This is a genomic window from Streptomyces sp. RLA131 (assembly GCF_056270125.1).
In genome coordinates this window covers 4,425,838-4,450,151 of the sequence record NZ_JBWDOQ010000002.1, presented here as the reverse complement: position 1 = coordinate 4,450,151, position 24,314 = coordinate 4,425,838, and the positions used below count along the sequence as shown (strand labels likewise).

Below are 24,314 nucleotides of genomic sequence, written 5' to 3'. Positions count from 1 at the left end.
TCACAACGCCTTGGCCGTGCCCACGATCAGCCGGTCGCCGGCCCGGTCCACGCGCACCGTGTCGCCGTCCCGGACCTCGCCCGAGAGGATCTCGCGGGCGAGCTGGTCGCCGATGGCGGTCTGGACGAGGCGGCGCAGCGGCCGGGCGCCGTACGCGGGGTCATTGCCCTCGTCGGCGAGCCAGTCCAAGGCCTCGTCCGTGACCTCCAGGGTAAGTCGGCGGTCGCGCAGCCGGGCGGCGAGCCGGTCGGTCTGCAGCCTCGCGATCCGGCGCAGCTCGTCCTTGGCGAGGGCGGAGAAGACCACGATGTCGTCGAGCCGGTTGAGGAACTCGGGCTTGAAGGACACCCGGACGGTCTCCAGGACGTTCTCCCGCTTCTCCTCGACGCTGAGCACCGGGTCGACCAGGAAGTGGCTGCCGAGGTTGGAGGTGAGGATGAGGATGGTGTTACGGAAGTCGACGGTCCGGCCCTGCCCGTCGGTCAGCCGCCCGTCGTCCAGTACCTGGAGCAGTACGTCGAAGACCTCCGGGTGGGCCTTCTCGACCTCGTCGAGCAGCACCACGCTGTACGGGCGCCGGCGCACCGCCTCGGTGAGCTGGCCGCCCTCCTCGTAGCCGACGTACCCGGGCGGGGCGCCGACCAGCCGGGCGACGGAGTGCTTCTCGCCGTACTCGCTCATGTCGATACGGACCATGGCCCGCTCGTCGTCGAAGAGGAAGTCGGCCAGGGCCTTGGCCAGCTCGGTCTTGCCGACGCCGGTCGGGCCGAGGAAGAGGAAGGAACCGGTGGGGCGGTCGGGGTCGGCGATGCCGGACCGCGAGCGGCGCACGGCGTCGGAGACGGACCGTACGGCCCGGGCCTGGCCGATCAGCCGGCGGCCCAGCTCCTCCTCCATCCGCAGCAGCTTGTGCGTCTCGCCCTCCAGCAGCCGGCCGGCCGGGATACCGGTCCAGGCGGCGACGACGTCGGCGATGTCGTCCGGGCCGACCTCCTCGTCGACCATGGCCTCCAGCCCCTGCTGGGCCGCGATGGCGTCCTGGAGTTCCTTCTCGGCGGCCGGGATCAGCTCGGTACGGATCTTGCCGGGGGTGACCCAGTCCCCCGTCTCCGGGGCCTTGAGCTCGGCCAGCTCGCGTTCGGTCTCCAGCTCGTCGAGCCGCTTCTTCAGCTCGCCGACCCGGTTGTGGATGGCCTTCTCCTTCTGCCAGCGGGCGGCCAGCCCGCGCAGCTGCTCCTCCTTCTCGGCGCGGTCCCTGCGCAGCCGCTCCAAACGCTCCCGGCCGTCGTCGGTGAGGTCCTGCTCGGGGTCGCGCTTCTTCAGCAGCTTGCGGTCCTTGCCGTCGGAGACCGACGCCAGCAGCGATTCCTCCTCCATCCGCAGCCGGTCGACGGCGCGCTGCAGCTCGTCGATCTCGACCGGGGAGGAGTCCATCTCCATCTGGAGCCGGGCCGCGGCCTCGTCGACCAGGTCGATGGCCTTGTCGGGCAGGAAGCGGGAGGTGATGTAGCGGTCGGAGAGCTGGGCGGCCGCGATCAGCGCCGAGTCGGCGATCTGCACGCCGTGGTGCGCCTCGTACCGGCCCTTGAGCCCGCGCAGGATGGCGACGGTGTCCTGGACGGACGGCTCGGCGACCAGCACCTGCTGGAAGCGGCGCTCCAGCGCCGGGTCCTTCTCGATCCGCTCGCGGTACTCGTCCAGGGTGGTCGCGCCGACCATCCGCAGCTCGCCGCGGGCCAGCATCGGCTTGAGCATGTTGCCCGCGTCCATCGCGGAGTCGCCGCCGGCACCGGCGCCGACGACGGTGTGCAGTTCGTCGATGAAGGTGATGATCCGGCCGTCGCTGTCCTTGATCTCGGCGAGCACGGCCTTGAGCCGCTCCTCGAACTCGCCCCGGTACTTCGCGCCCGCCACCATCGCGCCCAGGTCCAGCGAGACCAGGCGCTTGCCGCGCAGCGACTCGGGCACGTCGCCCTTGACGATGCGCTGCGCCAGGCCCTCGACGACGGCGGTCTTGCCGACGCCCGGCTCACCGATGAGGACCGGGTTGTTCTTGGTGCGGCGGGACAGCACCTGCACCACGCGCCGGATCTCGTTGTCCCGGCCGATCACCGGGTCGAGCTTGCCCGCCCGGGCGGCCGCGGTGAAGTCGGTGCCGTACTTCTCCAGCGCCTTGTAGGTCCCCTCGGGGTCCTGAGTGCTCACGCGCCGCCCTCCCCGGGTGGTCTCGAAGGCGTCCAGCAGCTTCCTGCCGGTCGCACCGTACTGCGTCAGGAGCTCGCCGGCCGGGCCGCCCTTGACGGCGATCCCGATCAGCAGGTGCTCCGTGGATACATACGCGTCCCCGAGCTCCTTGGCTCGCTGCTGCGCGTCGGCGACCACCATCAGCAGGTCCCGGCTGGCCGCCGGCGGGGCCACGGTGGAGCCCCGCACGCTGGGCTGGGCCCGTACGAGGGCCTCCGCGCCCTCGCGCACGGCTTCGGGCCGGGCACCGGCCGCGGCCAGCAGATCGAGGATGTTGTCGTTCTCCGGCTGCTCCAGCAGTGCGAGCAGCAGATGCGCGGGGGTCAGGTCCGGGTGCCCGTCGGACACCGCCCTCGCGTTGGCGACGTTGAGCGCTTCCCGGCTCTTGTTGGTCAGCTCGGCATCCACTTCGGCGTAGCCCTCCTTCTGCGATCTCTGCCACCTTCTCAGACCTGCCACCTACGACCTGAGACAAGTTGAGTCTAGTCCACTCAAGCTTCGGATGGATACCGTAGCCCCATGCCGATCAATCCTCGCGATCCGGACGACTCCTACCGCGCGTTCTGGCGCGAGTACCATCTGTGCACCCTCACCACGCACCGCCCCGACGGCTCGCCGCACGTCGTGCCGGTCGGTGTCACGTACGACCCCGGGGCCGGGCTCGCGCGGATCATCACCAACCGGGCCAGCCGCAAGGCCGCCCATGTCCGCGCGGCGGGACCGGACGGGGCCCGGGTCGCCGTCTGCCAGGTCGACCGCGCCCGCTGGGCCACCCTGGAGGGGCTCGCGACGGTGAGCGAGGACCCGGCGGCCGTCGCGGAGGCGGTACGGCGCTACGCGGAGCGGTACCGGCGTACCCCGCGCGAGAACCCGGACCGGGTGGTGATCGAGATCGCCCTGACGCGGGCGATGGGGCGGGCATAGGCCCGCCGGGGGTACCCCCGAGGGCACCAGCTCTTCGCCGGGACTTCATTGTTACGGCACGATCGGTGCGCGTGGTTCCGGTTTTGCCGCATTGTCATAGCCCTGCCGTAACCACCCGTCCCCGGGCAGGGCGGATGCCCGGACCGGTACACGTCGTTCCCGACGTACTACACGGCGAAGCAGCGCACGGCCACCGAGGTGCGGGACGAGCACCGGCACGCGGACTTCCCGTACTGGGCCGACAACCTCACCGAGGTGACCGACGGCGGCGCCCTCGCCGGTACGTTCGACAGCTACGACTGGGGCGACGCCACGAGCACCCCGTCGGTGATGGCGAGTTCGCTCTGCTCGGTCACCTCGGACTCCTGACCGGCCCCCGCCGGTCCCGAGCCCTCACGCCCCGAAGTGGTCGAACTCCCCTGCCTTCACGCCCTTCACGAAGGCCGCCCACTTCGCGGGCGTGGTCACCGCGACCGCCCCGGGCTCGTCGCTCTCGCGGATGTGGACCAACCCGTCGGGGCTGATGGCCACTTCGAGGCATTCGCCTTGAGCACCTGTGCTGAACGAGGACTTCCGCCAAACAAGCTGGGACATCTGACTCCCTCTACAAGCTGTACATGAGGTGCTGGATCAGACCCGCGAGTCCCGCGAGTCGTGGGACTCAGGCGCGGCATCCGGGTCGACCGGGTACTGGGGCGGAGTCACCAGCACCCCGGCGGTGACAGCGCGTTCGCTCCGCTCGATCGCCACAGACTCTGGCCCTCACGCCCCGAAGTGGTCGAACTCCCCTGCCTTCACGCCCTTCACAAAGGCCGCCCACTTCGCGGGCGTGGTCACCGCGACCGCCCCCGGCTCGTCGCTCTCCCGGATGTGGACCAACCCGTCGGGGCTGGTGGCGACCTCGACGCAGTTTCCCTCGCCGCCGCCGCTGAACGAGGACTTCTGCCATACGAGCCGGGACATCTGCCTCCCCTTACAGGCCGTACATGATGTGCTGGATCAGACTCAGCGAGTCGCGTGAGTGATGCGACTCCGGTGCGGCCGCCGGATTGACAGGAGCAAGCGCCAGCCTGGACAGCCGCTCAAACATCCTTGCGTACTCGTCGATGTCCGTGCCATCCCGCAGGAACACCGAGCTGAGTGGATGCTCCAGGTTCACGGTGTCCAACTCCGGCGTTGAGCGCCCGTAAATGCCGAACGAACGGCTGAACGCGGAATATGCGCCCGCCTCGAACGGAAAGACCTGCACAGCGACATGGGGTAGTCGCGACACCTCAATGAGCTTCAGCAGTTGTCTGCGCATCGTGCCGGCACCGCCGACGCGCGTGTGGAGCGCCGCCTCATGGATGATCGCGCGGAACGTCACCGGGGCGGAGCCCGTCAGAATCCGCTGCCGGGCAATCCGGAAGTCGACGTACCGGGCGACTCTTTCCGGGTCGTCCTCCGCCTCCGCGATCACGGCGCCGGCGTAATCCGCCGTCTGCAACAGGCCCGGCACGAAGAGCGGCTCGTGCATGCGGATGACCGTCGACCGGGACTCCAGTTCCGCCAGGTCACGGGCGGCGGGCCCAACCGCGCCACGGTATTCGTCCCACCAGCCCCTGCCGAGCTCCTGGGCCATTTCCATGAGCCCCTCGAACAGCGGTCCCTGAGGGCAGTCGTACTCGCGGAGCAACTTGTACAGACGGTTGCGTGACACGTCGATCCGGCCGGCCTCGATGTTGCTGATGCGCGCTCGGTCCGCGTCCAGGATCAAAGCCGCCTGATCGCCCGAAAGACCCGCGCGCATACGCAGTTTGCGCAGCTCCGCGCCGAGGCGGCGCTGCCGTTCACTCGGCTGACTCCTCGGTGCCACCACTACCTCCTCGCGCCTGCGGGCAGTCTGGCGCCCCAAGTGGCGTTGGTCCAACGCTCAGTTGTCCCGTCACCCTTGCGAGCGAACCAGTGGAGAAATGGTTGCAGATAGGGAAAACATTTCCCTACCGTCAACAACGAACCGCCCCACGGCACGGGACGCTGACCTCGGAGGCGGTGACCAACGCGGTCAACGCCTGCCGTCGCGCCGACTGCGCGGTCCCGCTCACCGTCTTCGCCGAGTACACCGGCGTGCTGCGCGTCTTCGTGCACGACGAGGCACCGGGCGTGCCCGCCGCGCGTCTGGCCACCCGGGACGAGGAGGCGGGCCGGGGGCTGGCCATCCTGACCGCGTGCGCGACCGACTGGGGCGTGTGCCGACACGGCCCCGCGCCGGGCAAGGCCATCTGGTTCGAGCTGGCGGCCGCCGCGGGGGAGTGAGTCCGGCCGCGCGCAAGGCCCACGACTACTGGGTGACCGCCGTCCACGCCGACGGCACGGAGTCCGCACCGGCCGGCGACCGCACGATCCCGATCCTGCCCCCGGTCGCGTAACCGGAACAGCGGTCAGGGCCGCCACCCTGGACGGGCGACGGGCCTGACCGACGGGCCTGACCGGCAGCGTTACTCCGTCGGCCGCTTGGGCCGCCACACCACCAGCGCGCTGGTCTGCTGCACGTCCTGGTACGGGACCAGGTCCCGCCGGTACGAGGCGTGGACCTGGGCCTCGCGCTGCTGCATGGCCACCGCCGCGCCCTCGACCGCGGAGGCGAGTTCGGCGACGCGGGCCTGGAGCGCGGCGACCTGGTTCTCCAGCTCGATGATGCGCTTGATGCCGGCGAGGTTGATGCCCTCGTCCTGGGACAGCCGCTGGACCTCACGCAGGAGCTGGATGTCGCGGGCGGAGTAGCGGCGGCCCCGGCCGGCGGTGCGGCCGGGGGAGACCAGACCGAGGCGGTCGTACTGGCGCAGGGTCTGGGGATGGAGCCCGGAGAGCTGGGCGGCCACGGAGATGACGTAGACCGGGGACTCCTCCGTCAGTTCGTACGGGTTGCGGCCTCTGCCGCCCCCCATACCGCCCCCGATGCCGTTGATGCTCATGAGGTCACGCTCCCTTCGCGGCCTTGAACAGCTCTGCGCGCGGATCGTGGTCCGCGGTCGCCTCCCGGTACGCCTCCAGGGCGTCCAGCGCCTTGCCCTCGCTCGCGGGCGGCACGGCGACCTCGACGGTGACGAGGAGGTCTCCGCGGGTGCCGTCCTTGCGCACGGCGCCCTTGCCCCGGGCCCGCAGCGTACGGCCGTTGGGGGTGCCCGGGGGCAGCTTGAGCCGGACCGGGGGCCCGCCGAGAGTGGGGACCTGGATCTCACCGCCGAGCGCGGCCTCGGTGAACAGGACCGGGACGGTGACGGTGAGGTTGTCGCCCTTGCGGCCGAAAACGGGGTGCGGGTCGACATGGATGAGCACATACAGGTCGCCCGAGGGGCCACCGGTCTCGCCGGGGGCGCCCTTGCCGCGGAGCCGGATCTTCTGGCTGTCCGTGACGCCGGCCGGGATGCGGACCTGCATGGTGCGCGAGGAACGGGCCCGGCCGCTGCCCTTGCAGATGTCGCAGGGGTTCTGCGCGATCAGGCCACGGCCCTTGCAGTCGACGCAGGGGTCGGTGAGCGAGAAGCCACCGCCGCCGCCGCGCGAGACCTGGCCGGTGCCGACGCAGGTGGGGCAGACCCGGGGCGTCCCGTTGGTGTCGCCGGTGCCGGCGCAGGCCTTGCAGGGGGCCTGGCTGGACATCCGCAACGGCACCGTGGCGCCGTCCACCGCCTCGGTGAAGCTGAGCGTCACCTCGGTCTCGATGTCCTGGCCGCGGCGGGGCTGTACGCGCCCCGGGCCACGGTTGAACAGGCCGCCGAAGACATCGCCGAGGCCGCCGCCGAACCCGCCGCCGCCCGGCTGGCCGGCACCGCCGGCGCCACCGGCCTGGCCGCCGAAGAGGTCGCCCAGGTCGAAGCTGAAGTTGCCGCCGGGGCCCGGGGCGCCGGGGCGGCCGAAGCCACCGTTGCCGAAGAGGGCGCGGCCCTCGTCGTACTCCTTGCGCCGCTTGGTGTCCGACAGGACGTCGTTGGCCTCGGAGATCTCCTTGAAGCGCTCCTCGGCCTTGACGTCACCCTTGTTGGCGTCCGGGTGGAACTCGCGGGCGAGCTTGCGGTACGCCTTCTTGATCTCGGCTTCGGTGGCGTCCTTCGGAACGCCGAGGACCTTGTAGAGGTCCTTCTCAAGCAAGTCCCTGCTGATGCTCATCCTCGGCGTCCCTCCTTCCGTACGTACAGCCCGTCAGCCCTGTTCGGGGCCACCGTTCTCCTCTTCGGACGTCTCGTCTGCCTTCTGCGCGCCCGGCTGGGGCTCGGCGACCGCGACCCGCGCGGGGCGGATGGTGCGTTCACCGATGCGATACCCGGGCTGGAGGATCTGCACGCAGGTGGTCTGTGTGACATCCGGTGAGTAACTGTGCATCAGGGCCTCGTGCACCAGCGGGTCGAAGGGCTCGCCCTCCTTGCCGAACTGCTGAAGGCCCAGCTTGGCGGCCACGGTCTCCAGCGACTCGCCGACGGACTTGAAGCCGCCGACCAGCTCGCTGTGATCGCGCGCCCGGCCGATGTCGTCGAGGACCGGGAGCAGTTCGGTGAGGAGGTTCGCGATGGCGATCTCCCGGACCGCGATCCGGTCCCGGTCCACGCGGCGGCGGTAGTTCTGGTACTCGGCCTGGAGCCGCTGGAGGTCCGCGGTGCGCTCGCCGAGCGCGCTGCGGGCCTGGTCCAGGGCGGCCGTCAGACCTGCGGTGGCACTTGCGTCCCCGGCCGGGGCCGCCGGGCCCGCCTGGTCGGCGGGCCCGGCGGCCTGCGCCGCGTCGTTCTGCTGAACAGTCTCCGCGGCGTCGGCAGAGGGGACGTCGGGCTCCGGATTGTTCTCGAAGCCCGGGGTCTCCTCTGTCACGCGGCACCGTCCTTCTTGTCCTCGTCGACGATCTCGGCGTCCACGACGTCGTCGTCGGCGGCGGCCTGCTGCGCTCCCGCGTCGGCCGAACCGGCACCGGCCGCGCCCGCGCCCTCGGCCTGGGCGTTGGCGTAGAGCGCCTGGCCCAGCTTCTGGCTGGTGGCGGCGACCTTCTCGGTGGCCTCACGGATGGCCGAGGTGTCCTCGCCCTTGAGGGCTTCCTTGAGGTCGGCGATCGAGGCCTCGACCTCGGCCTTGACGTCGCCGGGGACCTTGTCGGCGTTGTCGGCGATGAACTTCTCGGTCTGGTAGACGAGCTGTTCGGCCTGGTTGCGGGTCTCGGCGGCCTCGCGGCGCTTGTGGTCCTCGTCCGCGTACTGCTCGGCCTCGCGCATCATGCGGTCGATGTCGTCCTTCGGCAGCGCGGAGCCGCCGGTGACGGTCATCCGCTGCTCCTTGCCGGTGCCGAGGTCCTTGGCGCCGACGTGCATGATGCCGTTGGCGTCGATGTCGAAGGTGACCTCGATCTGCGGGACGCCGCGCGGGGCCGGCGGCAGGCCGGTCAGCTCGAACATGCCGAGCTTCTTGTTGTACGCCGCGATCTCGCGCTCGCCCTGGTAGACCTGGATCTGGACCGACGGCTGGTTGTCCTCGGCCGTGGTGAAGATCTCGGAGCGCTTGGTCGGGATGGTCGTGTTGCGCTCGATCAGCTTGGTCATGATGCCGCCCTTGGTCTCGATACCCAGGGACAGCGGGGTGACGTCGAGGAGCAGTACGTCCTTGACCTCGCCCTTGAGGACACCGGCCTGGAGCGCGGCGCCGATGGCGACGACCTCGTCCGGGTTGACGCCCTTGTTGGCGTCACGGCCGCCGGTGAGCTCCTTGACGAGCTCGGCGACGGCGGGCATCCGGGTCGAGCCGCCGACCAGGACCACGTGGTCGATCTCGGACAGCTGGATGCCGGCGTCCTTGATGACGTTGTGGAACGGGGTCTTGCAGCGGTCCAGCAGGTCCGAGGTGAGCTGCTGGAACTGGGCGCGGGTGAGCTTCTCGTCCAGGTGCAGCGGACCCTCGGCGGAGGCCGTGATGTAGGGCAGGTTGATCGAGGTCTCGGTGGACGAGGACAGCTCGATCTTCGCCTTCTCGGCGGCCTCACGGAGGCGCTGGAGGGCCATCTTGTCCTTGGACAGGTCCACGCCGTGGCCGGAGTGGAACTGCTTCACCAGGTAGTCGACGACCCGCTGGTCCCAGTCGTCACCACCGAGGTGGTTGTCACCGTTGGTGGCCTTCACCTCGACGACGCCGTCACCGATCTCCAGGAGCGACACGTCGAAGGTGCCGCCACCGAGGTCGAAGACCAGGATGGTCTGGTCGTCCTTGTCGAGGCCGTAGGCGAGGGCGGCGGCCGTCGGCTCGTTGACGATGCGCAGGACGTTGAGGCCCGCGATCTCACCGGCCTCCTTGGTGGCCTGGCGCTCGGAGTCGTTGAAGTACGCCGGGACGGTGATGACCGCGTCCTGGACCTTCTCGCCCAGGTACGCCTCGGCGTCGCGCTTCAGCTTCTGCAGGATGAAGGCGCTCATCTGCTGCGGGTTGAAGTCCTTGCCGTCAACGTTGATCTTCCAGTCGGTGCCCATGTGGCGCTTTACCGACCGGACGGTCCTGTCGACGTTCGTGACCGCCTGGCGCTTCGCGACCTCGCCGACGAGCACCTCGCCGTTCTTGGCGAAGGCGACGACGGACGGCGTGGTCCTGGCGCCCTCTGCGTTGGTGATGACGGTGGGCTCGCCGCCTTCGAGAACGCTGACGACGGAGTTAGTCGTGCCCAGGTCGATGCCGACCGCACGTGCCATTTTGGAATCCTCCAGCGATGACTTGAGTGGAACTGACTCAAGGGTGCATCACCGGCAGGCCGCTGTCAAAACTATGAGCGCACTCGGCTCAATCTTTTACCCCGTAAGGGGCGCATAAGCGTCTGCCGCGCAGGTCAGGAGTGGTCCCGGAGTGCTACCGGATCCTCGGGGTACCGGACGGGCCGTGCGCGCGACGCAGATCACCGGCCGGGCGGCTACAGGTGGCCGACGGAAGGCGGTAATCTCGTGAGAACCGGATAAGTTACTGCTTAGTAAGAACTTGTATGTGCCGCTCTCGCAGGTCCCGAGGAGCCCCCTGATGCAACTCGCCGCGATCATCGTGTCGCTGGTCCTCACCGCGGTCGGCGTTGCGCTCATCAGCCGCGCCGTCGCGCAGATCTACCGCTTCGTGAAGCTCGGCCAGCCCGTACCGGCCGGCAGCCGGACGGACGACCCCAAGCAGCGCAGCCTCACGCTGGCCCGGGAGTTCCTGGGCCACACGCGGATGAACCGCTGGGGCATCGTCGGCTTCGCGCACTGGTTCGTGGCGATCGGCTTCCTGACGCTGCCGCCGACCCTGGCGCAGGCCTACGGGCAGCTGTTCCAGGCGGACTGGACGCTGCCGGTCATCGGCGGCTTCCTGCCGTTCGAGCTGTACATCGAGTTCATCGGCCTGATGACCGTGGTCGGCATCGTGATCCTGATGGCGATCCGGCTCCTCAGCCTGCCCTCCCGCGCGGGCCGCAAGTCCCGGTTCGCGGGCTCCAAGGCCTGGCAGGCGTACTTCGTCGAGTACGTCATCCTCACCATCGGCCTGGCGATCCTGACCCTGCGCGGCCTCGAAGGCGCCATTCAGCACGTCGACCACTACGAGGCCGCCTACTTCGTCTCGTACCCGCTGGTGCTCGCCTTCAAGGGACTGGGCGTCGCCACGCTGCAGAACCTGATCTACCTCACCGCGATGATCAAGATCAGCGTGTCGCTGATCTGGATGATCACCGTCGCGCTGAACACCAACATGGGCGTGGCCTGGCACCGCTTCCTCGCCTTCCCCAACATCTGGTTCAAGCGCAACGCCGACGGCGCGACCGCGCTCGGCGCGCTCCAGCCGATGGCCAGCGGCGGCGTGCCGATCAACTTCGAGGACCCGGGCGAGGACGACCAGTTCGGTGTCTCGCAGGTGGAGCACTTCGCCTGGAAGGGCATCCTCGACTTCTCGACCTGCACCGAGTGCGGCCGCTGCCAGTCGCAGTGCCCGGCCTGGAACACCGGCAAGCCGCTGTCGCCGAAGCTGCTCATCATGTCGCTGCGCGACCACGCCCACGCCAAGGCGCCGTACCTGCTGGCCGGCGGCGGCAAGGACGCCGAGGGCGAGGAGAAGGCCACCGCCGAGCAGCTCGCGGGCGTGCCGGCGGCGGCCCTCGCGGAGGCCGAGCGGCCGCTGATCGGGACGGCGGAGGAGAACGGCGTCATCGACCCGGACGTGCTGTGGTCCTGCACCACCTGCGGCGCCTGCGTCGAGCAGTGCCCGGTGGACATCGAGCACATCGACCACATCGTCGACATGCGCCGCTACCAGGTGATGATCGAGTCCTCGTTCCCGAGCGAGGCCGGCACGATGCTCAAGAACCTGGAGAAGAAGGGCAACCCGTGGGGCCTGCCCAAGAAGCAGCGCCTGGCCTGGGTCAAGGAGGTCGACTTCGAGGTCCCGGTGGTCGGCGAGGACATCGAGGACCTCACCGAGGTCGAGTACCTGTACTGGGTGGGCTGCGCGGGCTCCCTGGAGGACCGGGCGAAGAAGACCACCAAGGCCTTCGCCGAGCTGCTGAACATCGCGGGCGTGAAGTTCGCGATCATGGGCGGCGAGGAGAACTGCACCGGTGACTCCGCCCGCCGCATGGGCAACGAGTTCCTGTTCCAGCAGCTCGGCGCGGAGAACGTCGCGATGCTGAACATGGCCTTCGGCGAGGACGACGAGGACGAGTCGACCAGGCTCCCCAAGTCCAAGAAGAAGATCGTCGCGACCTGCCCGCACTGCTTCAACACCATCGCCAACGAGTACCCGCAACTCGGCGGCGAGTACGAGGTCATCCACCACACCCAGCTGCTCCAGCACCTGGTGGACGAGGGCAAACTGGTCCCGGTCACGCCGGTCGAGGGCATCATCACGTACCACGACCCGTGCTACCTGGGCCGCCACAACAAGGTCTACACACCGCCGCGCGAGATCATCGCCAAGGTGCCCGGCCTGCGCAACGAGGAGATGCACCGCCACAAGGAGCGCGGTTTCTGCTGCGGCGCCGGCGGCGCGCGCATGTGGATGGAGGAGCGGATCGGCAAGCGCATCAACAACGAGCGCGTGGACGAGGCGCTGTCCCTCAACCCGGACATCGTCTCCACCGCCTGCCCGTTCTGCCTCGTGATGCTGTCCGACTCCGTCAACGGCAGGAAGAACGACGGCAAGGCCAAGGAGAACCTCCAGGTCGTCGACGTGTCGCAGCTGCTGCTGGACTCGGTCAGGACCCCGGCGGCCGAGGCCGCCGCGGACTCCGAGGCCGAGCCCGAGCCGGTGAAGTAGCGCCCGCGAAGCGCCAGTCCCGAAGCGCGAATCCCGAAGTACGGCAGCACGGCAGCACGGCAGCACGCGAAGGCCGGTTCCCGCCCCTCACCGGGCGGGAACCGGCCTTCCGGCTTCGACCGGCCGCACCGGCCGGTGGGGCCGGCGACGTCAACGGCGACGGCTACGTCGACGTGCTGGTCGGCGCGTACGGCGAGGCCATCGGCACGCGGACGTACGCCGGCGACGCCGTCCTGCTGCGCGGCTCGTCCGCCGGACTGACCGGCAGCGGCGCCAAGGCGTACAGCCGGCACACCACCGCACTGCCGGGCACGGCCAAGACCGGGGACCGCTTCGGCCACGCAGGGCCGACGTGGTCGGCACGAAGGCCGGAATCACGGTGAAGTACGACCATGCGGAGTTCGGCGCGGCGACCGGCGGCGCCCAGAGCACCGTCCGACGCCGGGCGGCCGTTGCCACACGGGGCAACGGCCGCCCGTCCCTTCACCTACAACGTTTCGGCCACCGCGGACGTCTTACAGCCATGCGCAGACAAACCGTGCCCGGCACAGCCCTGCTCGTCGTACTCGCCGCCACCGGCCTGGTGCCGCTGAGCGCGGCCACCGCCACCGCGGCCGTCCCCGAACCCACCGCCGACTTCAACGGGGACGGGTACGGCGACCTCGCCGTGTCGGCACCGGGGTCGGTCATCGGCGGCCACCACGGAGCCGGGGCGGTGGCCGTCGGTTACGGCTCCGCGACCGGCCCCAAGGCGTCGAGGACCAAGGTCATCAGCCAGAGCACCAGCGGTGTGCCGGGCGCCTCCGAGGACTACGACGGCTTCGGCTCCGCGACCGCCGCCGGGGACTTCGACCGGGACGGCTACACCGACCTCGCCGTCAGCAGCCCGTGGGAGGACACCACCAGCGGCGGGCCGGACCGGGGCACGGTGACGGTGCTGTGGGGCGGTACGAACGGGCTGCACGGCGGCACCGTGCTGAGCCAGCCGTCCTCCGCCTTTCTGCAGAGCATCGGCATGGCCCTGGCCGCCGGGGACTTCGACGGCGACGGTGACGACGACCTCGCGGTGAGCGAGGCGGGCGGCACGGACGTGTGGCTCTACCGCAGCGGCGGCACCACAACGGCCCCGTCCTTCGGCATCAGCACCTTCGACGCCTCCGCGCTGCCCGAAACCCCCTCCGGCATCGTGTCGCTCGCCTCCGGTGACGTGAACGGCGACGGCACCGACGACCTCGTGGTGGGCGCCGACCCCAGGAACGACGGCGGAACCGCCCTGTACCTGTCCCCCGGCGTCCCCGCCGAACGCACCGCCGCCGGCGAGCCGGGCCGCGCCCGCTCGGTGGCGCTGGGCGACGTGGACGGCGACGGCTACGACGACATCGTGACCGGCCAGCCGTACGAATACGCCGAGGTGCCGGGCGGGGTCACCGGCGGCAAGGTCACCCTGACGTACGGCTCGGCGAAGGGCGTCGACAGCTCGCGCCCCGCGGTCACCATCACCCAGAGCACCCCGGGCGTGCCGGGGGTCTCCGAGGAGTACGACGCGTTCGGGTACTCCGTCGCCCTCGGGGACATCAACCGCGACGGCCATGCCGACCTCGCCGTCGGCGCGAACGGCGAGACCGCCGGCCGCGGCACGTACACCGGCGCGGTCACCGTGCTCCACGGAAGCGCCGAGGGCCTGGCCGCCGGCTCGGGCTCCCGCTCGTACAGCTTCCAGCAGGACACCGCGGGCGTCCCGGGCGCCGCCGAGAGCCAGGACTACTTCGGCCAGGCGGTCGCCCTCTCCGACACCAACCACGACGGCCGGGCCGACCTCGCCGTCGGCGCCCCCGGCGAGAACGGCGGGTACGGGGCCATCACCTCGCTGCGCGGCTCCGCCGGCGGGATCGTCACGACCGGCGCCGTGGGCTTCGCCGCGGGGACGCTCGGACTGGCCACCGGCGAGGACGCCTACCCCGAGCTCGGCGCGCCCGTCACCGGCTGACGCCGTCACCGGCTGACGCCGTCACCGGCCGAGGTCGTCACCGGCCGAGGTCGTCGTGGCGGCCGGCCCGGCCCGCGCGGGCGGGCGGGCCGCCACGCGGGCTCACTTGACCCCGTAGTCCTTCAGCAACTGCGCGAACTGGTCCGGGTCGTGCAGCTTCGCGGCGTCCGCCGCGGCCACCTCCTTGCCGTTGACCTTCACATACGGGGTGCCCGCCGCACCGCTGCTCTCGAAGGCCTTCTCGGACTTGCGCACGAAGCTGTCGTACGTGCCCTTCTTCACGGCGGCGTCGAAGGCCGTGCCGCGCAGGCCGTCGATCTTGTCCGCGATGGAGAGCAGGAAGTCGGCGGTGAAGCCGTCCTTGGTCTCCTCGGGCTGGTTGGCGTAGAGCGCCTCGTGGTACGCGACGAACTTGCCCTGCTCCACCGACGCCCGCAGCGCGTTGGCGGCCCGCTTGGAGCCGTTGCCGCCGAGGTTGCCGTCCAGGAACGAGGCCAGGGTGTACTGGATCTTGACCTTGCCGGACTTGGCGAGGGCGACCAGGGTGGTGCCGGAGGCGGTCTCGAAGCTCTTGCAGATCGGGCAGCGCAGATCCTCGTAGACCTGGACGGTGTTCTTCGCGGACGCGTCGCCGACGGTGATCGTGGTGCCGTCCGCGCCGAGCTTCGCCGGTATCGAGGCGAGGACAGCGGGGTCGGACAGCTCGGGGCCGCCGGTGGCGGAGGCCGTCGAGGACGGCGAGGCCTTGGAGTCGGAGTCGGTCGTCACCGCACCCAGCGGATCGCACGCCGTCAGCGACACCGCGACCAGCACGGCGGCGGCAGCGGCGGCCGCGGCGCGCCCGGCGGTTCGTACAGCCGTGACACTCATCAATTGGTCCCTTCCGGTTACTCGTTGCCCCGAACGCTAGGGGCTCGCGGGCACGATTGGGTAACGCGGAACAACCACCTCCGGGCGGCCGGAGTCCAACCCGTCATGCCCGTGATGACTTCCGTCCGTACGGCGCCCGCGGCCGCCGTGTACGCGGCGGCCGCCGCGCTGCTACTCACCGGCTGCGGCACGGGCCCGGCGCCCGGCGCGAACGCCGCGAGCGCCACGGCCTCCACGGCCGCCGCGAGCCCGACGCCGGCCGAGGAGATACCGCGCGGCGACGGCAGCGACACCGCCGACGACTTCAACGGCGACGGCCACCGCGACCTGCTCCTCGACCGGTTGCGACCCGCGAGCGGCGGCATCGGCGGCGAGACCACCGGCATCGGCGTCGTCTACGGCTCGGCGCACGGGCTGCGGCCCGCCACCCGGCAGCTGGTCACGGGCATGTCCGCCACCACCGCCAACACCGGCACCGGCACCGCCACCGGCACCGGCACGACCACGGCCGGCGCCACGGCGGCCCCGGCCCCGGCCTCGGCCGCGGCCCGGGTCAGCGCCGGCCCGGCCTTCGACCTGGACGACGACGGCTACACCGACCTGGTCCTCATCACCGCGCCGCAGTACTCCCACAACGCCGCCTCCGCCACGGACGCCCGCTACGAGATACTGCGCGGCGGCCCCGAGGGCCCCGGCACGAAGCGGGTGCCGCTGCGGGTGCCCGCCGACCCGCCCCGCACCGGCGGCCCGAACATCATCGGCTTCGTGTCACCCGTCGTCTGCGGGAACTTCGACGGCGACGGCGACCAGGACCTGGTCATGATGACCGCCACCTCCGCCTCCCGGGTGCACTATCTGCGCGGGCCGTTCGGCACCAGCGGCTCCCCGGCCTCCTCGGCCACCCCCGACTGCGCGGTCACCGGCCTCGGCGGGGCCCGCGCCCACCAGGTACCCGCCTTCACCCTGCCGCCGGAGAAGAGCGCGGGGCACAGCCCCGGCTACCGCGTGGTCCTGGCCTTCGCCGACCTCGACGGCGACGGCCACGACGACCTGGTCGTACGGGCCTCCCGGGACGGCACCACCGACCAGGTGGCGGTCTTCCCCGGTACCGCCGACGGCCTCACCACCGGGCCCACGCTCTCCTTCGCCACCAGCCTGTTCACCGGGGGAAGTTGACGACGAGGGCGGCGAAGCTGTCACGCTCACCGGCCGCTCGTCCCCGCACAACCTTTGGTACGCCACACAGGTCACAAAGCTGCGGGCCTGCGGCCCGCCGAGCCGCAGTTCCCGACCCGCAGTTGCCGAGCCGCAGTTGCCGAGCCGCAGTTGCCGAGACCGAAGCCGGAGATCTGGAGACACCGTGCGCGTACGCTCCCTCGCTCTCGCCACCACCGTGACCGCCGCCATGGCCGCCGCCTGCCTGGCGGTGCCGGCCGCCACCGCGCACGCGGCCCCGGCGGCCCCGGCGGCGAAGCCGTACGACTTCAACGGCGACGGATACCGCGACCTGGCCGTCGCCACCCCCAAGGCCGACGTCGACGGCAAGGCGCGGGCGGGCAACGTGCTGGCGCTGTACGGCTCCCCGGGCGGCGTGGCCACCACCCGCCGCACCGTCCTCAGCCAGAACACGGCGGGCATACCCGGCTCCGCCGAGGTCTCCGACGCCTTCGGCACCGCCCTGACCAGCGGCGACCTGGACGGCGACGGGTACGCGGACCTGGTCGTCGGCACCCCGCTGGAAGACATCGGCGGCACCCGTACCGGCATGGTCACCATCGCCTGGGGCGGCCCCACGGGCCTGGCGTACGGCGGCATCGCGCTCCACTACACCGGCGTCGGCGTCTCCGGCCTCGGCAAGACCCTCGCCGTGGGCGACTTCGACGGCGACGGCACCGCCGACCTCGCCGCGGGCGGCGGGCAGCGGCTCTTCCTCTACGAGGGCGGCTTCACCCGGACCGGACCGGCCGCCGCCCCGCGCGTCCTGACCACCGCCACCACCGCCGGCCGCATCGTCGCCGGCGACCTCAACGGCGACGGCAGGGACGACCTGGCCGCGAACGACGGCAGCGGCGGCGTCCTGAACTGGTACGCGGGCAGCGCCGACGGCCTCACCCCCAAGGGCGCCCTCGGCAACGGCACTTCGGTCGCCGACCTCGCCACCGACCTGGCCGTCGGCGACCTGGACGGCGACGGGTACGCGGACCTGGTCGTCGGCGCCCCCGACGTCTATGTGAGCGGCGTCGAGGACCCCTCCGGCGGCTCCGGCAGCTTCACCGTCCGCTACGGCGGCCCCTCCGGGCCCGGAGCGACCCGCGCCAGGGTCCTGTACCACCAGGGCACCCCCGGCGTCCCGGGCAGCGACGAGAAGGCCGACAGCTTCGCGGCCGCCGTCGCCGTCGGCGACGTCACCGGCGACGGCCGGGCCGACGTGGTGGTGGGCGCCCCGTACGAGGGTCTCCCCGGCCACAACTACGCCGGTGACGTCGTGCTGTTCAAGGGCACCTCGCACGGCCTGACCACCACCGGTGCCCAGACCGTCCACCAGGGCACCAGCGGCATCCCCGGCGCCAACGAGGCCGGCGACCACTTCGGCGGCGGCCTCGCCCTCGCCGACCTCGACGGCAACGGCATGGCCGACCTGGCCGTGTCCGGCCCCGGCGAGGGCATCGCGGGCGGCGGTGGCTACGAGGACGGCGCCGACTGGGTACTGCGCGGCTCGTCCGGCGGGATCTCGTCCGCCGGCGCACTGTCGTTCAGCGCCCCGGCCTTCGGCTTCACCTTCAAGGACCGCAAGTTCGGCTCCGTACTCGGCTGACCCGGAGCAGTAACGAGACCCCCACACCACCGCAGTTGACCGCAATACCTTCCAAAAGATCATAAACCGTACAACCTTCGGGCCCGTTCCTCCGTCCAACCAGACGACGGCAGAGGAACGGGCCCGCTGCCGTGACCCCCGCGCTCGGTGCCCGGCCTGCGCCACCACCACCGTCTGGAGCGCTCCATGCGTCGCACGAACCGCAGAATCCGTCCGACTGTCCGCACCGCCACCGTCGCCGCCACCGTCACCGCGGCCCTCGGGGCGTCCCTGCTGCTGGCCACCGGCCCGGCAGGCGCAGCCGCCGCCCCCGCCGCGTCGCACGACGACTTCAACCGCGACGGCTACGCCGATCTCGTCGTCTCCGCCCCCGCCGCGACCGTGGGCGGCAAGCCCAAGGCGGGTTACGTCGCCGTGCTCTACGGCTCCGCCGGCGGCTTCAGGACCACCAACCGCCGTGTCGTCAACCAGAGTTCGAGCGGCGTGCCCGGCACCCCCGAGTCCGGGGACGGCTTCGGCACCACGACCGCCTCCGGCGACTTCGACCACGACGGCTACGCCGACCTGGCCGTCGGCGTACCGGGCGAGGACATCGGGACCGTCGCCGACGCGGGCGGCGTCACCGTGCTGTGGGGCTCCGCGTCGGGCCTCGCGGGCGCCGGCACCTGGCTCCAGGACGACACCCCCACCGCCGGCAACCGCCACGGACTCGCCCTCGCCGCCGGTGACTTCGACGCCGAGGGCAGCCAGCAGCTCGCCGTGCTCTCCGGGGACAGCCTCCTGACGTACTCCTTCTCCGCGGCCACCGCCAGGTCGACGGCCCGCACCGCCCGCACCGCCCGCACCGCCCACACCACCCACACCACCCGCGTGGCCCGTGCGGCCCGCTCCGCGGCGGACACCGGCGCCGTCCAGGCCGGCGGCCTCACCGCCGGCGACTACGACCACGACGGCGCCGACGACCTCACCGTCCTGGGCATCCAGTTCGACCTCGACGGCGAGCAGTCCGGCTGGTCCGCGTACCTGCGCGGTGGCCCGGACGGGCTGACGTACATCCGTGACGTCGCCGGCGGCTCCACCGGCGCCTCCGGCGACATCAACGGCGACAGCTACGACGACCTGGTCACCGGCGAGCCCAGCTACATCGACCACGACGGCTACGACGACTCCCCCGGCAATGTCGCCGTCCTCTACGGCGGCCCCGACGGCCCCGGCGGCGCCTCGGGATCCGCCACGATCTGGAACCAGGACTCCCCCGGCGTCCCCGGCACCGCCGAACTCGGCGACCGCTTCGGCTCCGCCCTGTCCCTCGGCGACATCAACGGCGACGGTTACGCCGACCTGGCCGTGGGCTCCGACGGCGAGGACATCGGCGGCACGGCCGACGCGGGCGCCGTCTGGCTGCTGCGCGGCTCCGCCGGCGGCCTGACCGCCGCCTCGGTGCGGACGTACAACCAGAACACCGCCTCGGTCCCCGGCACCGCCGAGGCCGCCGACCTCTTCGGCGGCGCGGTGCGCGTCATCGGCGGCGTCCTGGTCGCCACCGCCCCCGGCGAGAACTACGGCAACGGCTTCGCCTGGGTCCTCACCCGCACCCCGGTATGGACCTTCGACGGCGCCGCCCTGTCCGCCCCCACCGCCCAGGCCCGCTTCGGAGCCGCCCTGTCCCAGTAGCCCCGGAAAAATATTTGGCCTCTCCTGTACAACCCCTGTGCCCTTCCAATGGTCTGGGATACGCCAACGCCGGCTTACGCCCTCATGAATTCCGGGCAAAAGCGGCCGAACGGCACCCCTAAACGGCATTGGATGCTCCGCACGCATCCCCCGCATGCACAGGAGAAGCACCAGCATGCACAAGCGCATACGTCTCACCCTCGCGACGACCGCCGCGGCCGCCCTCACCGGCAGCCTGCTGGCGGTCGCCGCGAGCACCGCCTCCGCGACCGTCACCGGCGCCAAGGTCGACTTCAACGGCGACGGTTACGCCGATGTCGCCATCTCCGCCAGCAGCGCGTACGTCTCCGGCAAGAAGGGCGCCGGCCAGATCGTCGCGCTCTACGGCTCCGCGAACGGCCTCACCTCCGCCAAGCGCAAGACCATCAGCCAGAACACCTCCGGTGTCCCCGGCACCGCCGAGACCGGCGACGGCTTCGGCGGGGTCAGCGCCATCGGCGACTTCAACAAGGACGGTTTCAGCGACCTCGCCGTCTCCGCCAAGTACGAGGACGTCGGATCCGACACCGACGGCGGCACCGTCGTCCTGCTCTGGGGCTCCGCGAGCGGCCTCACCGGCGGCACCACCATCGCCGACCCGGCGGCCGGCAGCCACGACAAGTGGGGCCAGTCGCTGGCCGCCGCCGACTACGACGGCGACGGCACCGACGACCTGGCCATCGGCTCCACCGTCAGCACCATCTACGTCTACAAGGGCGGCATCAACAGCAGCGGCACCCCCGGCGGCCGCTACACCGTCAAGCCCGACATCGCCTCCGGCAGCGCCGGCCCGCTCAACCTCACCGCGGGCGACGTCAACGACGACGGCCGCGCCGACCTGGTCGTCAACGGCTACGAGACCACCAGCGAAGCCGGGTGGAACGCCAACTACTACCTCCCCGGCTCCGCCTCCGGCCTGAGCACCACCAACGCGGTCAAGCTCTCCGCCGGCATCATCACCGCCATCGGTGACGTCAACGGCGACGGCTACGGCGACATCGTCATCGGTATCGAGTGGGACGCCGACAGCGGTGTCCCGGGCGCCTCCAAGGGCGGCAAGGTGAAGATCACCTCCGGCTCCGCCTCCGGCCCGGCCACCAGCACCACCTTCACCCAGGACTCCGGCTCCATCCCCGGCTCCTCCGAGACCGGCGACGGCTTCGGCGGCGAACTCGTCCTCGGTGACGTCAACGCCGACGGCTACCAGGACCTCGCCGTCGGCACCTGGGCCGAGGACATCGGCTCCGACACCGACACCGGCGCCGTGACCGTCCTGTACGGCTCCACCTCCGGCATCGACACCACCAGCGGCATCCAGTACCTCACCCAGGACACCGCCGGCGTCCCCGGCTCCAACGAGGACTACGACTACTTCGGCTCCGACGTCCACCTCGACGACGTCAACGGCGACGGCGCCGCCGACCTCACCATCGGCGCCCTCGGCGAGAACAGCGGCAACGGATCCGTCACCGGCCTGCGCTCCAACGGCACCGGGATCACCACCACCGGCGCCGTTGGCCTCGCCCCCAGCGCCCTCGGCGTCTCCACCACCGGCTCGCCCCTCCTGGGCGCCAACTTCGCCAACTGAGACACGGCACGATCTGTCATCTGTCACAGCTTGGCAGCAATGCCGCCGGGCGGGCGGGGGCCCATCCCCCCGCCCGCCCGGACCGGGTAATTTCGAAGACGTGGCTGGATTCAGGAACACACACGGACAGCAGAACACCCCCCACGGGCAGCAGCAGTACGGCTACACCCCCGCTGCCTCCGAGGGCGAGCCCGAGTACTTCGGCACCCCGCAGCCGGGCTACGGCCCCGCCGCGCCGTCGTACGACGACAACCCCGGCCACACCCGCGCCTTCTCCATCGACGGTGGCCCGGACGCCTACGACCCGCACGGCGACCAGGACCACGGCGACCAGGACCACGTCGCCACCTACCGCGCCGGCCAGACCACCGGCCCCCCGTCCGGCCCCCGCCTGCCCTGGAAGCAGCTGATCAGCGGCATCGTGCTGCGCCCGGCCGCCACCTTCTGGCAGATGCGCGACCGCCAGGTCTGGGCCCCGGCCCTGATCGTCACGTTCCTCTACGGCCTGCTCGCCGTCTTCGGCTTCGACGCCGCCCGCGAGGACGTACTCAACGCCACCCTCTCCACCAGCATCCCCTGGATGCTCAGCACCGCCATCGCGGTCATCCTCTCCGGCCTGATGCTCGGCGCGGTCACCAACGCCCTCGCCCGCCAGTTCGGCGGCGACGGCGCGTGGGCCCCCACCATCGGCCTGGCGATGCTCATCACCGCCCTCACCGATGCCCCTCGCCTGCTCTTCGCGATCTTCCTCGGCGGCGCCAACAGCTTCGTCCAGGTCCTCGGCTGGATCACCTGGCTCGCCTGCGCGGCCCTGCTCACCTCCATGGTCAGCAAGTCCCACGACCTCCCCTGGGCCAAGGCCCTCGGCGCCGCCTCGATCCAGCTCATCGCCCTGCTGGTGCTCTTCAAGCTCCCGGTCATCTGACCGCACGTGTAAGGGGCGCCCTCAAGGAAGAGCGCCCCTTACCCACGTATCTACGTATCCCGCATTCCCGCATTCCCGCATTCCCGCATTCCCGCATTCCCGCATTCCCGCGGACCTACGAGTCCAGCACCTGCCCCGCCCGCCGCACCACCGGCGGCTCGACACTCCACGGGAAGTTGATCCACTCGTCGGTCCGCTTCCACACGTACTCGCACTTCACCAGCGACTGCGTCTTCTCGTAGATCACCGCGCTGCGCACCTCCGCGACATGATCCACACAGAAGTCCCGCACCAGCTTCAGCGTCTTGCCGGTGTCGGCCACATCGTCGGCGATGAGGACCTTCTTCCGCGAGAAGTCGATCGCGTTCGGCACCGGCGCCAGCATCACCGGCATCTCCAGCGTCGTCCCGACCCCCGTGTAGAACTCCACATTCACCAGGTGGATGTTCTTGCAGTCCAGCGCGTAAGCCAGCCCGCCCGCCACGAAGACCCCGCCCCGCGCGATCGACAGCACCACGTCCGGCTCGTAGCCGTCGTCAGCGATCGTCTGCGCCAGCTCGCGCACGGCCCGCCCGAAGCCCTCGTACGTCAGGTTCTCCCGCACGTCAGCCCCCATGCCTCAGACCTGCGTCCGGTGGAAGTTCAGATACGACCGCGACGCCGTCGGCCCCCGCTGCCCCTGGTAACGCGAGCCGTACTTGTCCGACCCGTACGGGAACTCCGCCGCCGACGTCAGCCGGAACAGACACAGCTGCCCGATCTTCATCCCCGGCCACAGCTTGATCGGCAACGTCGCCACGTTCGACAGCTCCAGCGTCACATGCCCCGAGAACCCCGGGTCGATGAACCCCGCCGTGGAGTGCGTCAGCAGCCCCAGCCGCCCCAGGCTCGACTTCCCCTCCAGCCGCGACGCGACATCGTCCGGCAGCGTGATGACCTCGTACGTCGACGCCAGCACGAACTCACCCGGATGCAGGATGAACGCGTCATCCCCCTCCGGCTCCACCAGCCGCGTCAGATCGGACTGCTCGACCGCGGGATCGATGTGCGGATACCGGTGGTTCTCGAACACCCTGAAGAACCGGTCCAGCCGGACGTCAATACTCGACGGCTGCACCATCGACGGCTCGTACGGGTCCACCCGCACCCGTCCGTTGTCGATCTCGGCCCGGATGTCCTTGTCAGAGAGAAGCACGCATCGAAGGTTACGCGGACCACGCGGCCCAGCCGAATCCACCCGCCCCGGACCGCGTGGCTGCTACTTCTGCAACTCCCGCACATCCACCGGCACCGCGCTCCTCAGCCGCGCACACCTCGGACACCGGATCAACCGCCCCGGCCCCAGCCGGTCGGCCCCGAGATTCTGCATCGGAAACGCGGTGGTGCTGAACACGTGCCCCTCGGCACAACGAACGACGGTGCGATCCATCGCTCCCCTTCTCCCCGGGACGCCAACGACGAAAGCCACATTAGGGGATCAACCACCCCACCCACACGCGGCACTCCGCCCCCACCCGCACCAGCAAGCACCCCCAACCTACGCCCCGCCCCACCCTCCCCGCACCCCGCTTCACCACACCAAGAAGGCCCCTGAACGCATGCGTCCGGGGCCCGCCATGAGGTACAGTGTGCGACGATGAACCGCCTGACGGCGATCTTCGCGGGTGTAGTTTAATGGTAGAACATGAGCTTCCCAAGCTCAGAGCGCGGGTTCGATTCCCGTCACCCGCTCCACGCTTGAGCCCCAGGTCAGAGGCCTGGGGCTTGTTTGTTGTCTAGACCTCTTTAGGGCCTCCGCACCACTTGCGCACCACTTGGGGCTCAAATAGAGCCTCAGCGCACACCCTTCCCAGCCATGTCGAACAATTACTCGAATGCCATCTCGAATCACGAGACCCCCTTCCTGTGACCTGCACCACATGGAAGCCGTCGGTTTCTCGCCTGCCGCGCCGAGTTCCCCGGCCACGCCGTGGCC

22 protein-coding genes and 1 tRNA gene are annotated in these 24,314 nt (G+C 70.8%); 12 read left to right on the top strand and 11 right to left on the bottom strand.

Annotated elements, in window-relative coordinates; genetic code table 11:
• Entirely contained in the window at positions 1 to 2,652 is a 2,652-nt protein-coding gene (locus RWE79_RS21185) for an ATP-dependent Clp protease ATP-binding subunit (RefSeq protein ID WP_475941642.1), read from the bottom strand.
• Positions 2,653 to 2,763: 111 nt separating this feature from the next.
• Between RWE79_RS21185 and RWE79_RS21180 the strand changes: the two genes are divergently transcribed.
• Both RWE79_RS21180 and RWE79_RS21175 read left to right on the top strand, forming a co-directional pair.
• Positions 2,764 to 3,168: a pyridoxamine 5'-phosphate oxidase family protein gene (locus RWE79_RS21180; protein ID WP_475941641.1), complete on the top strand. Its 405-nt coding sequence runs from the start codon at positions 2,764 to 2,766 to the stop codon at positions 3,166 to 3,168.
• Between the two features lie 198 nt (positions 3,169 to 3,366).
• The gene (locus tag RWE79_RS21175) at positions 3,367 to 3,537 is read left to right on the top strand and encodes a hypothetical protein (protein ID WP_475941640.1); all 171 of its coding nucleotides are present in this window, start codon (positions 3,367 to 3,369) and stop codon (positions 3,535 to 3,537) included.
• Between the two features lie 24 nt (positions 3,538 to 3,561).
• Here the strand turns inward: RWE79_RS21175 and RWE79_RS21170 are convergent, their stop codons facing one another.
• The 3 genes from RWE79_RS21170 to RWE79_RS21160 all read right to left on the bottom strand — a co-directional run bounded on the left by RWE79_RS21170 (position 3,562) and on the right by RWE79_RS21160 (position 5,023).
• Positions 3,562 to 3,762, bottom strand: coding sequence for a DUF397 domain-containing protein (locus RWE79_RS21170; RefSeq protein WP_475941639.1), 201 nt, complete (start codon positions 3,760 to 3,762; stop codon positions 3,562 to 3,564).
• 168 nt (positions 3,763 to 3,930) lie between these two features.
• Positions 3,931 to 4,131 (bottom strand): DUF397 domain-containing protein, encoded by a 201-nt coding sequence (locus tag RWE79_RS21165; protein ID WP_475941638.1) that lies wholly within the window; start codon positions 4,129 to 4,131, stop codon positions 3,931 to 3,933.
• Between the two features lie 10 nt (positions 4,132 to 4,141).
• Positions 4,142 to 5,023: a helix-turn-helix domain-containing protein gene (locus tag RWE79_RS21160; protein WP_475941637.1), complete on the bottom strand. Its 882-nt coding sequence runs from the start codon at positions 5,021 to 5,023 to the stop codon at positions 4,142 to 4,144.
• A 176-nt stretch (positions 5,024 to 5,199) separates the two neighbouring features.
• On the opposite strand from RWE79_RS21160, the gene RWE79_RS21155 reads away from it, so the two are divergent.
• Positions 5,200 to 5,463, top strand: coding sequence for an ATP-binding protein (locus RWE79_RS21155; RefSeq protein WP_475941636.1), 264 nt, complete (start codon positions 5,200 to 5,202; stop codon positions 5,461 to 5,463).
• A 182-nt stretch (positions 5,464 to 5,645) separates the two neighbouring features.
• Here RWE79_RS21155 and RWE79_RS21150 read toward each other — a convergent pair whose 3' ends face one another.
• From RWE79_RS21150 to dnaK, 4 genes are read right to left on the bottom strand one after another with little or no spacing between them, the layout of a single operon-like run.
• Entirely contained in the window at positions 5,646 to 6,122 is a 477-nt protein-coding gene (locus RWE79_RS21150) for a heat shock protein transcriptional repressor HspR (RefSeq protein ID WP_475941635.1), read from the bottom strand.
• 4 nt (positions 6,123 to 6,126) lie between these two features.
• Complete coding sequence (dnaJ, locus tag RWE79_RS21145; RefSeq protein WP_475941634.1) at positions 6,127 to 7,317, bottom strand: molecular chaperone DnaJ; 1,191 nt, start codon at positions 7,315 to 7,317, stop codon at positions 6,127 to 6,129.
• Between the two features lie 33 nt (positions 7,318 to 7,350).
• The gene (grpE, locus tag RWE79_RS21140) at positions 7,351 to 8,010 is read right to left on the bottom strand and encodes a nucleotide exchange factor GrpE (protein WP_475941633.1); all 660 of its coding nucleotides are present in this window, start codon (positions 8,008 to 8,010) and stop codon (positions 7,351 to 7,353) included.
• Positions 8,007 to 9,863, bottom strand: coding sequence for a molecular chaperone DnaK (dnaK, locus tag RWE79_RS21135; protein ID WP_475941632.1), 1,857 nt, complete (start codon positions 9,861 to 9,863; stop codon positions 8,007 to 8,009). The genes grpE and dnaK overlap by 4 nt, the downstream gene beginning before the upstream one ends.
• Positions 9,864 to 10,182: 319 nt before the next feature.
• On the opposite strand from dnaK, the gene RWE79_RS21130 reads away from it, so the two are divergent.
• The 3 genes from RWE79_RS21130 to RWE79_RS21120 all read left to right on the top strand — a co-directional run bounded on the left by RWE79_RS21130 (position 10,183) and on the right by RWE79_RS21120 (position 14,428).
• A complete protein-coding gene (locus RWE79_RS21130; RefSeq protein WP_475941631.1) occupies positions 10,183 to 12,441 on the top strand; it encodes a (Fe-S)-binding protein in 2,259 nt (752 codons plus the stop codon).
• Positions 12,442 to 12,614: 173 nt separating this feature from the next.
• Positions 12,615 to 12,824: a hypothetical protein gene (locus tag RWE79_RS21125; RefSeq protein WP_475941630.1), complete on the top strand. Its 210-nt coding sequence runs from the start codon at positions 12,615 to 12,617 to the stop codon at positions 12,822 to 12,824.
• 140 nt (positions 12,825 to 12,964) lie between these two features.
• The gene (locus tag RWE79_RS21120) at positions 12,965 to 14,428 is read left to right on the top strand and encodes an FG-GAP-like repeat-containing protein (protein WP_475941629.1); all 1,464 of its coding nucleotides are present in this window, start codon (positions 12,965 to 12,967) and stop codon (positions 14,426 to 14,428) included.
• A gap of 102 nt (positions 14,429 to 14,530) precedes the next feature.
• On the opposite strand, the gene RWE79_RS21115 is transcribed toward RWE79_RS21120, so the two are convergent.
• Entirely contained in the window at positions 14,531 to 15,298 is a 768-nt protein-coding gene (locus RWE79_RS21115; protein WP_475941628.1) for a DsbA family protein, read from the bottom strand.
• Positions 15,299 to 15,403: 105 nt separating this feature from the next.
• On the opposite strand from RWE79_RS21115, the gene RWE79_RS21110 reads away from it, so the two are divergent.
• The 5 genes from RWE79_RS21110 to RWE79_RS21090 all read left to right on the top strand — a co-directional run bounded on the left by RWE79_RS21110 (position 15,404) and on the right by RWE79_RS21090 (position 22,339).
• Positions 15,404 to 16,474, top strand: coding sequence for a hypothetical protein (locus tag RWE79_RS21110; RefSeq protein WP_475941627.1), 1,071 nt, complete (start codon positions 15,404 to 15,406; stop codon positions 16,472 to 16,474).
• A gap of 184 nt (positions 16,475 to 16,658) precedes the next feature.
• Positions 16,659 to 18,113, top strand: a complete 1,455-nt coding sequence (locus RWE79_RS21105; protein ID WP_475941626.1) for an FG-GAP-like repeat-containing protein — start codon at positions 16,659 to 16,661, stop codon at positions 18,111 to 18,113.
• Positions 18,114 to 18,299: 186 nt separating this feature from the next.
• Positions 18,300 to 19,787, top strand: a complete 1,488-nt coding sequence (locus tag RWE79_RS21100) for an FG-GAP repeat protein (RefSeq protein ID WP_475941625.1) — start codon at positions 18,300 to 18,302, stop codon at positions 19,785 to 19,787.
• Between the two features lie 175 nt (positions 19,788 to 19,962).
• The gene (locus RWE79_RS21095) at positions 19,963 to 21,414 is read left to right on the top strand and encodes a hypothetical protein (protein ID WP_475941624.1); all 1,452 of its coding nucleotides are present in this window, start codon (positions 19,963 to 19,965) and stop codon (positions 21,412 to 21,414) included.
• 100 nt (positions 21,415 to 21,514) lie between these two features.
• Complete coding sequence (locus RWE79_RS21090) at positions 21,515 to 22,339, top strand: Yip1 family protein (RefSeq protein ID WP_475941623.1); 825 nt, start codon at positions 21,515 to 21,517, stop codon at positions 22,337 to 22,339.
• A 115-nt stretch (positions 22,340 to 22,454) separates the two neighbouring features.
• On the opposite strand, the gene RWE79_RS21085 is transcribed toward RWE79_RS21090, so the two are convergent.
• Entirely contained in the window at positions 22,455 to 22,955 is a 501-nt protein-coding gene (locus tag RWE79_RS21085) for a phosphoribosyltransferase (RefSeq protein WP_475941622.1), read from the bottom strand.
• A gap of 3 nt (positions 22,956 to 22,958) precedes the next feature.
• Complete coding sequence (dcd, locus tag RWE79_RS21080; RefSeq protein ID WP_475941621.1) at positions 22,959 to 23,534, bottom strand: dCTP deaminase; 576 nt, start codon at positions 23,532 to 23,534, stop codon at positions 22,959 to 22,961.
• 465 nt (positions 23,535 to 23,999) lie between these two features.
• Here dcd and RWE79_RS21075 point away from each other — a divergent pair.
• A tRNA-Gly gene (locus RWE79_RS21075) sits at positions 24,000 to 24,073 on the top strand.
• Positions 24,074 to 24,314 lie beyond the last annotated feature (241 nt).

What these genes read in the sequence shown, in the direction of transcription:
- RWE79_RS21180 (WP_475941641.1), top strand. Translation starts at nt 2,764, where the DNA reads ATGCCGATCAATCCTCGCGATCCGGACGACTCCTACCGCGCGTTCTGG.
- RWE79_RS21170 (WP_475941639.1), bottom strand. Translation starts at nt 3,762, where the DNA reads ATGTCCCAGCTTGTTTGGCGGAAGTCCTCGTTCAGCACAGGTGCTCAA.
- RWE79_RS21165 (WP_475941638.1), bottom strand. Translation starts at nt 4,131, where the DNA reads ATGTCCCGGCTCGTATGGCAGAAGTCCTCGTTCAGCGGCGGCGGCGAG.
- RWE79_RS21150 (WP_475941635.1), bottom strand. Translation starts at nt 6,122, where the DNA reads ATGAGCATCAACGGCATCGGGGGCGGTATGGGGGGCGGCAGAGGCCGC.
- dnaJ (WP_475941634.1), bottom strand. Translation starts at nt 7,317, where the DNA reads ATGAGCATCAGCAGGGACTTGCTTGAGAAGGACCTCTACAAGGTCCTC.
- dnaK (WP_475941632.1), bottom strand. Translation starts at nt 9,863, where the DNA reads ATGGCACGTGCGGTCGGCATCGACCTGGGCACGACTAACTCCGTCGTC.
- RWE79_RS21130 (WP_475941631.1), top strand. Translation starts at nt 10,183, where the DNA reads ATGCAACTCGCCGCGATCATCGTGTCGCTGGTCCTCACCGCGGTCGGC.
- RWE79_RS21120 (WP_475941629.1), top strand. Translation starts at nt 12,965, where the DNA reads ATGCGCAGACAAACCGTGCCCGGCACAGCCCTGCTCGTCGTACTCGCC.
- RWE79_RS21115 (WP_475941628.1), bottom strand. Translation starts at nt 15,298, where the DNA reads ATGAGTGTCACGGCTGTACGAACCGCCGGGCGCGCCGCGGCCGCCGCT.
- RWE79_RS21110 (WP_475941627.1), top strand. Translation starts at nt 15,404, where the DNA reads ATGCCCGTGATGACTTCCGTCCGTACGGCGCCCGCGGCCGCCGTGTAC.
- RWE79_RS21100 (WP_475941625.1), top strand. Translation starts at nt 18,300, where the DNA reads ATGCGTCGCACGAACCGCAGAATCCGTCCGACTGTCCGCACCGCCACC.
- RWE79_RS21095 (WP_475941624.1), top strand. Translation starts at nt 19,963, where the DNA reads ATGCACAAGCGCATACGTCTCACCCTCGCGACGACCGCCGCGGCCGCC.
- RWE79_RS21085 (WP_475941622.1), bottom strand. Translation starts at nt 22,955, where the DNA reads ATGGGGGCTGACGTGCGGGAGAACCTGACGTACGAGGGCTTCGGGCGG.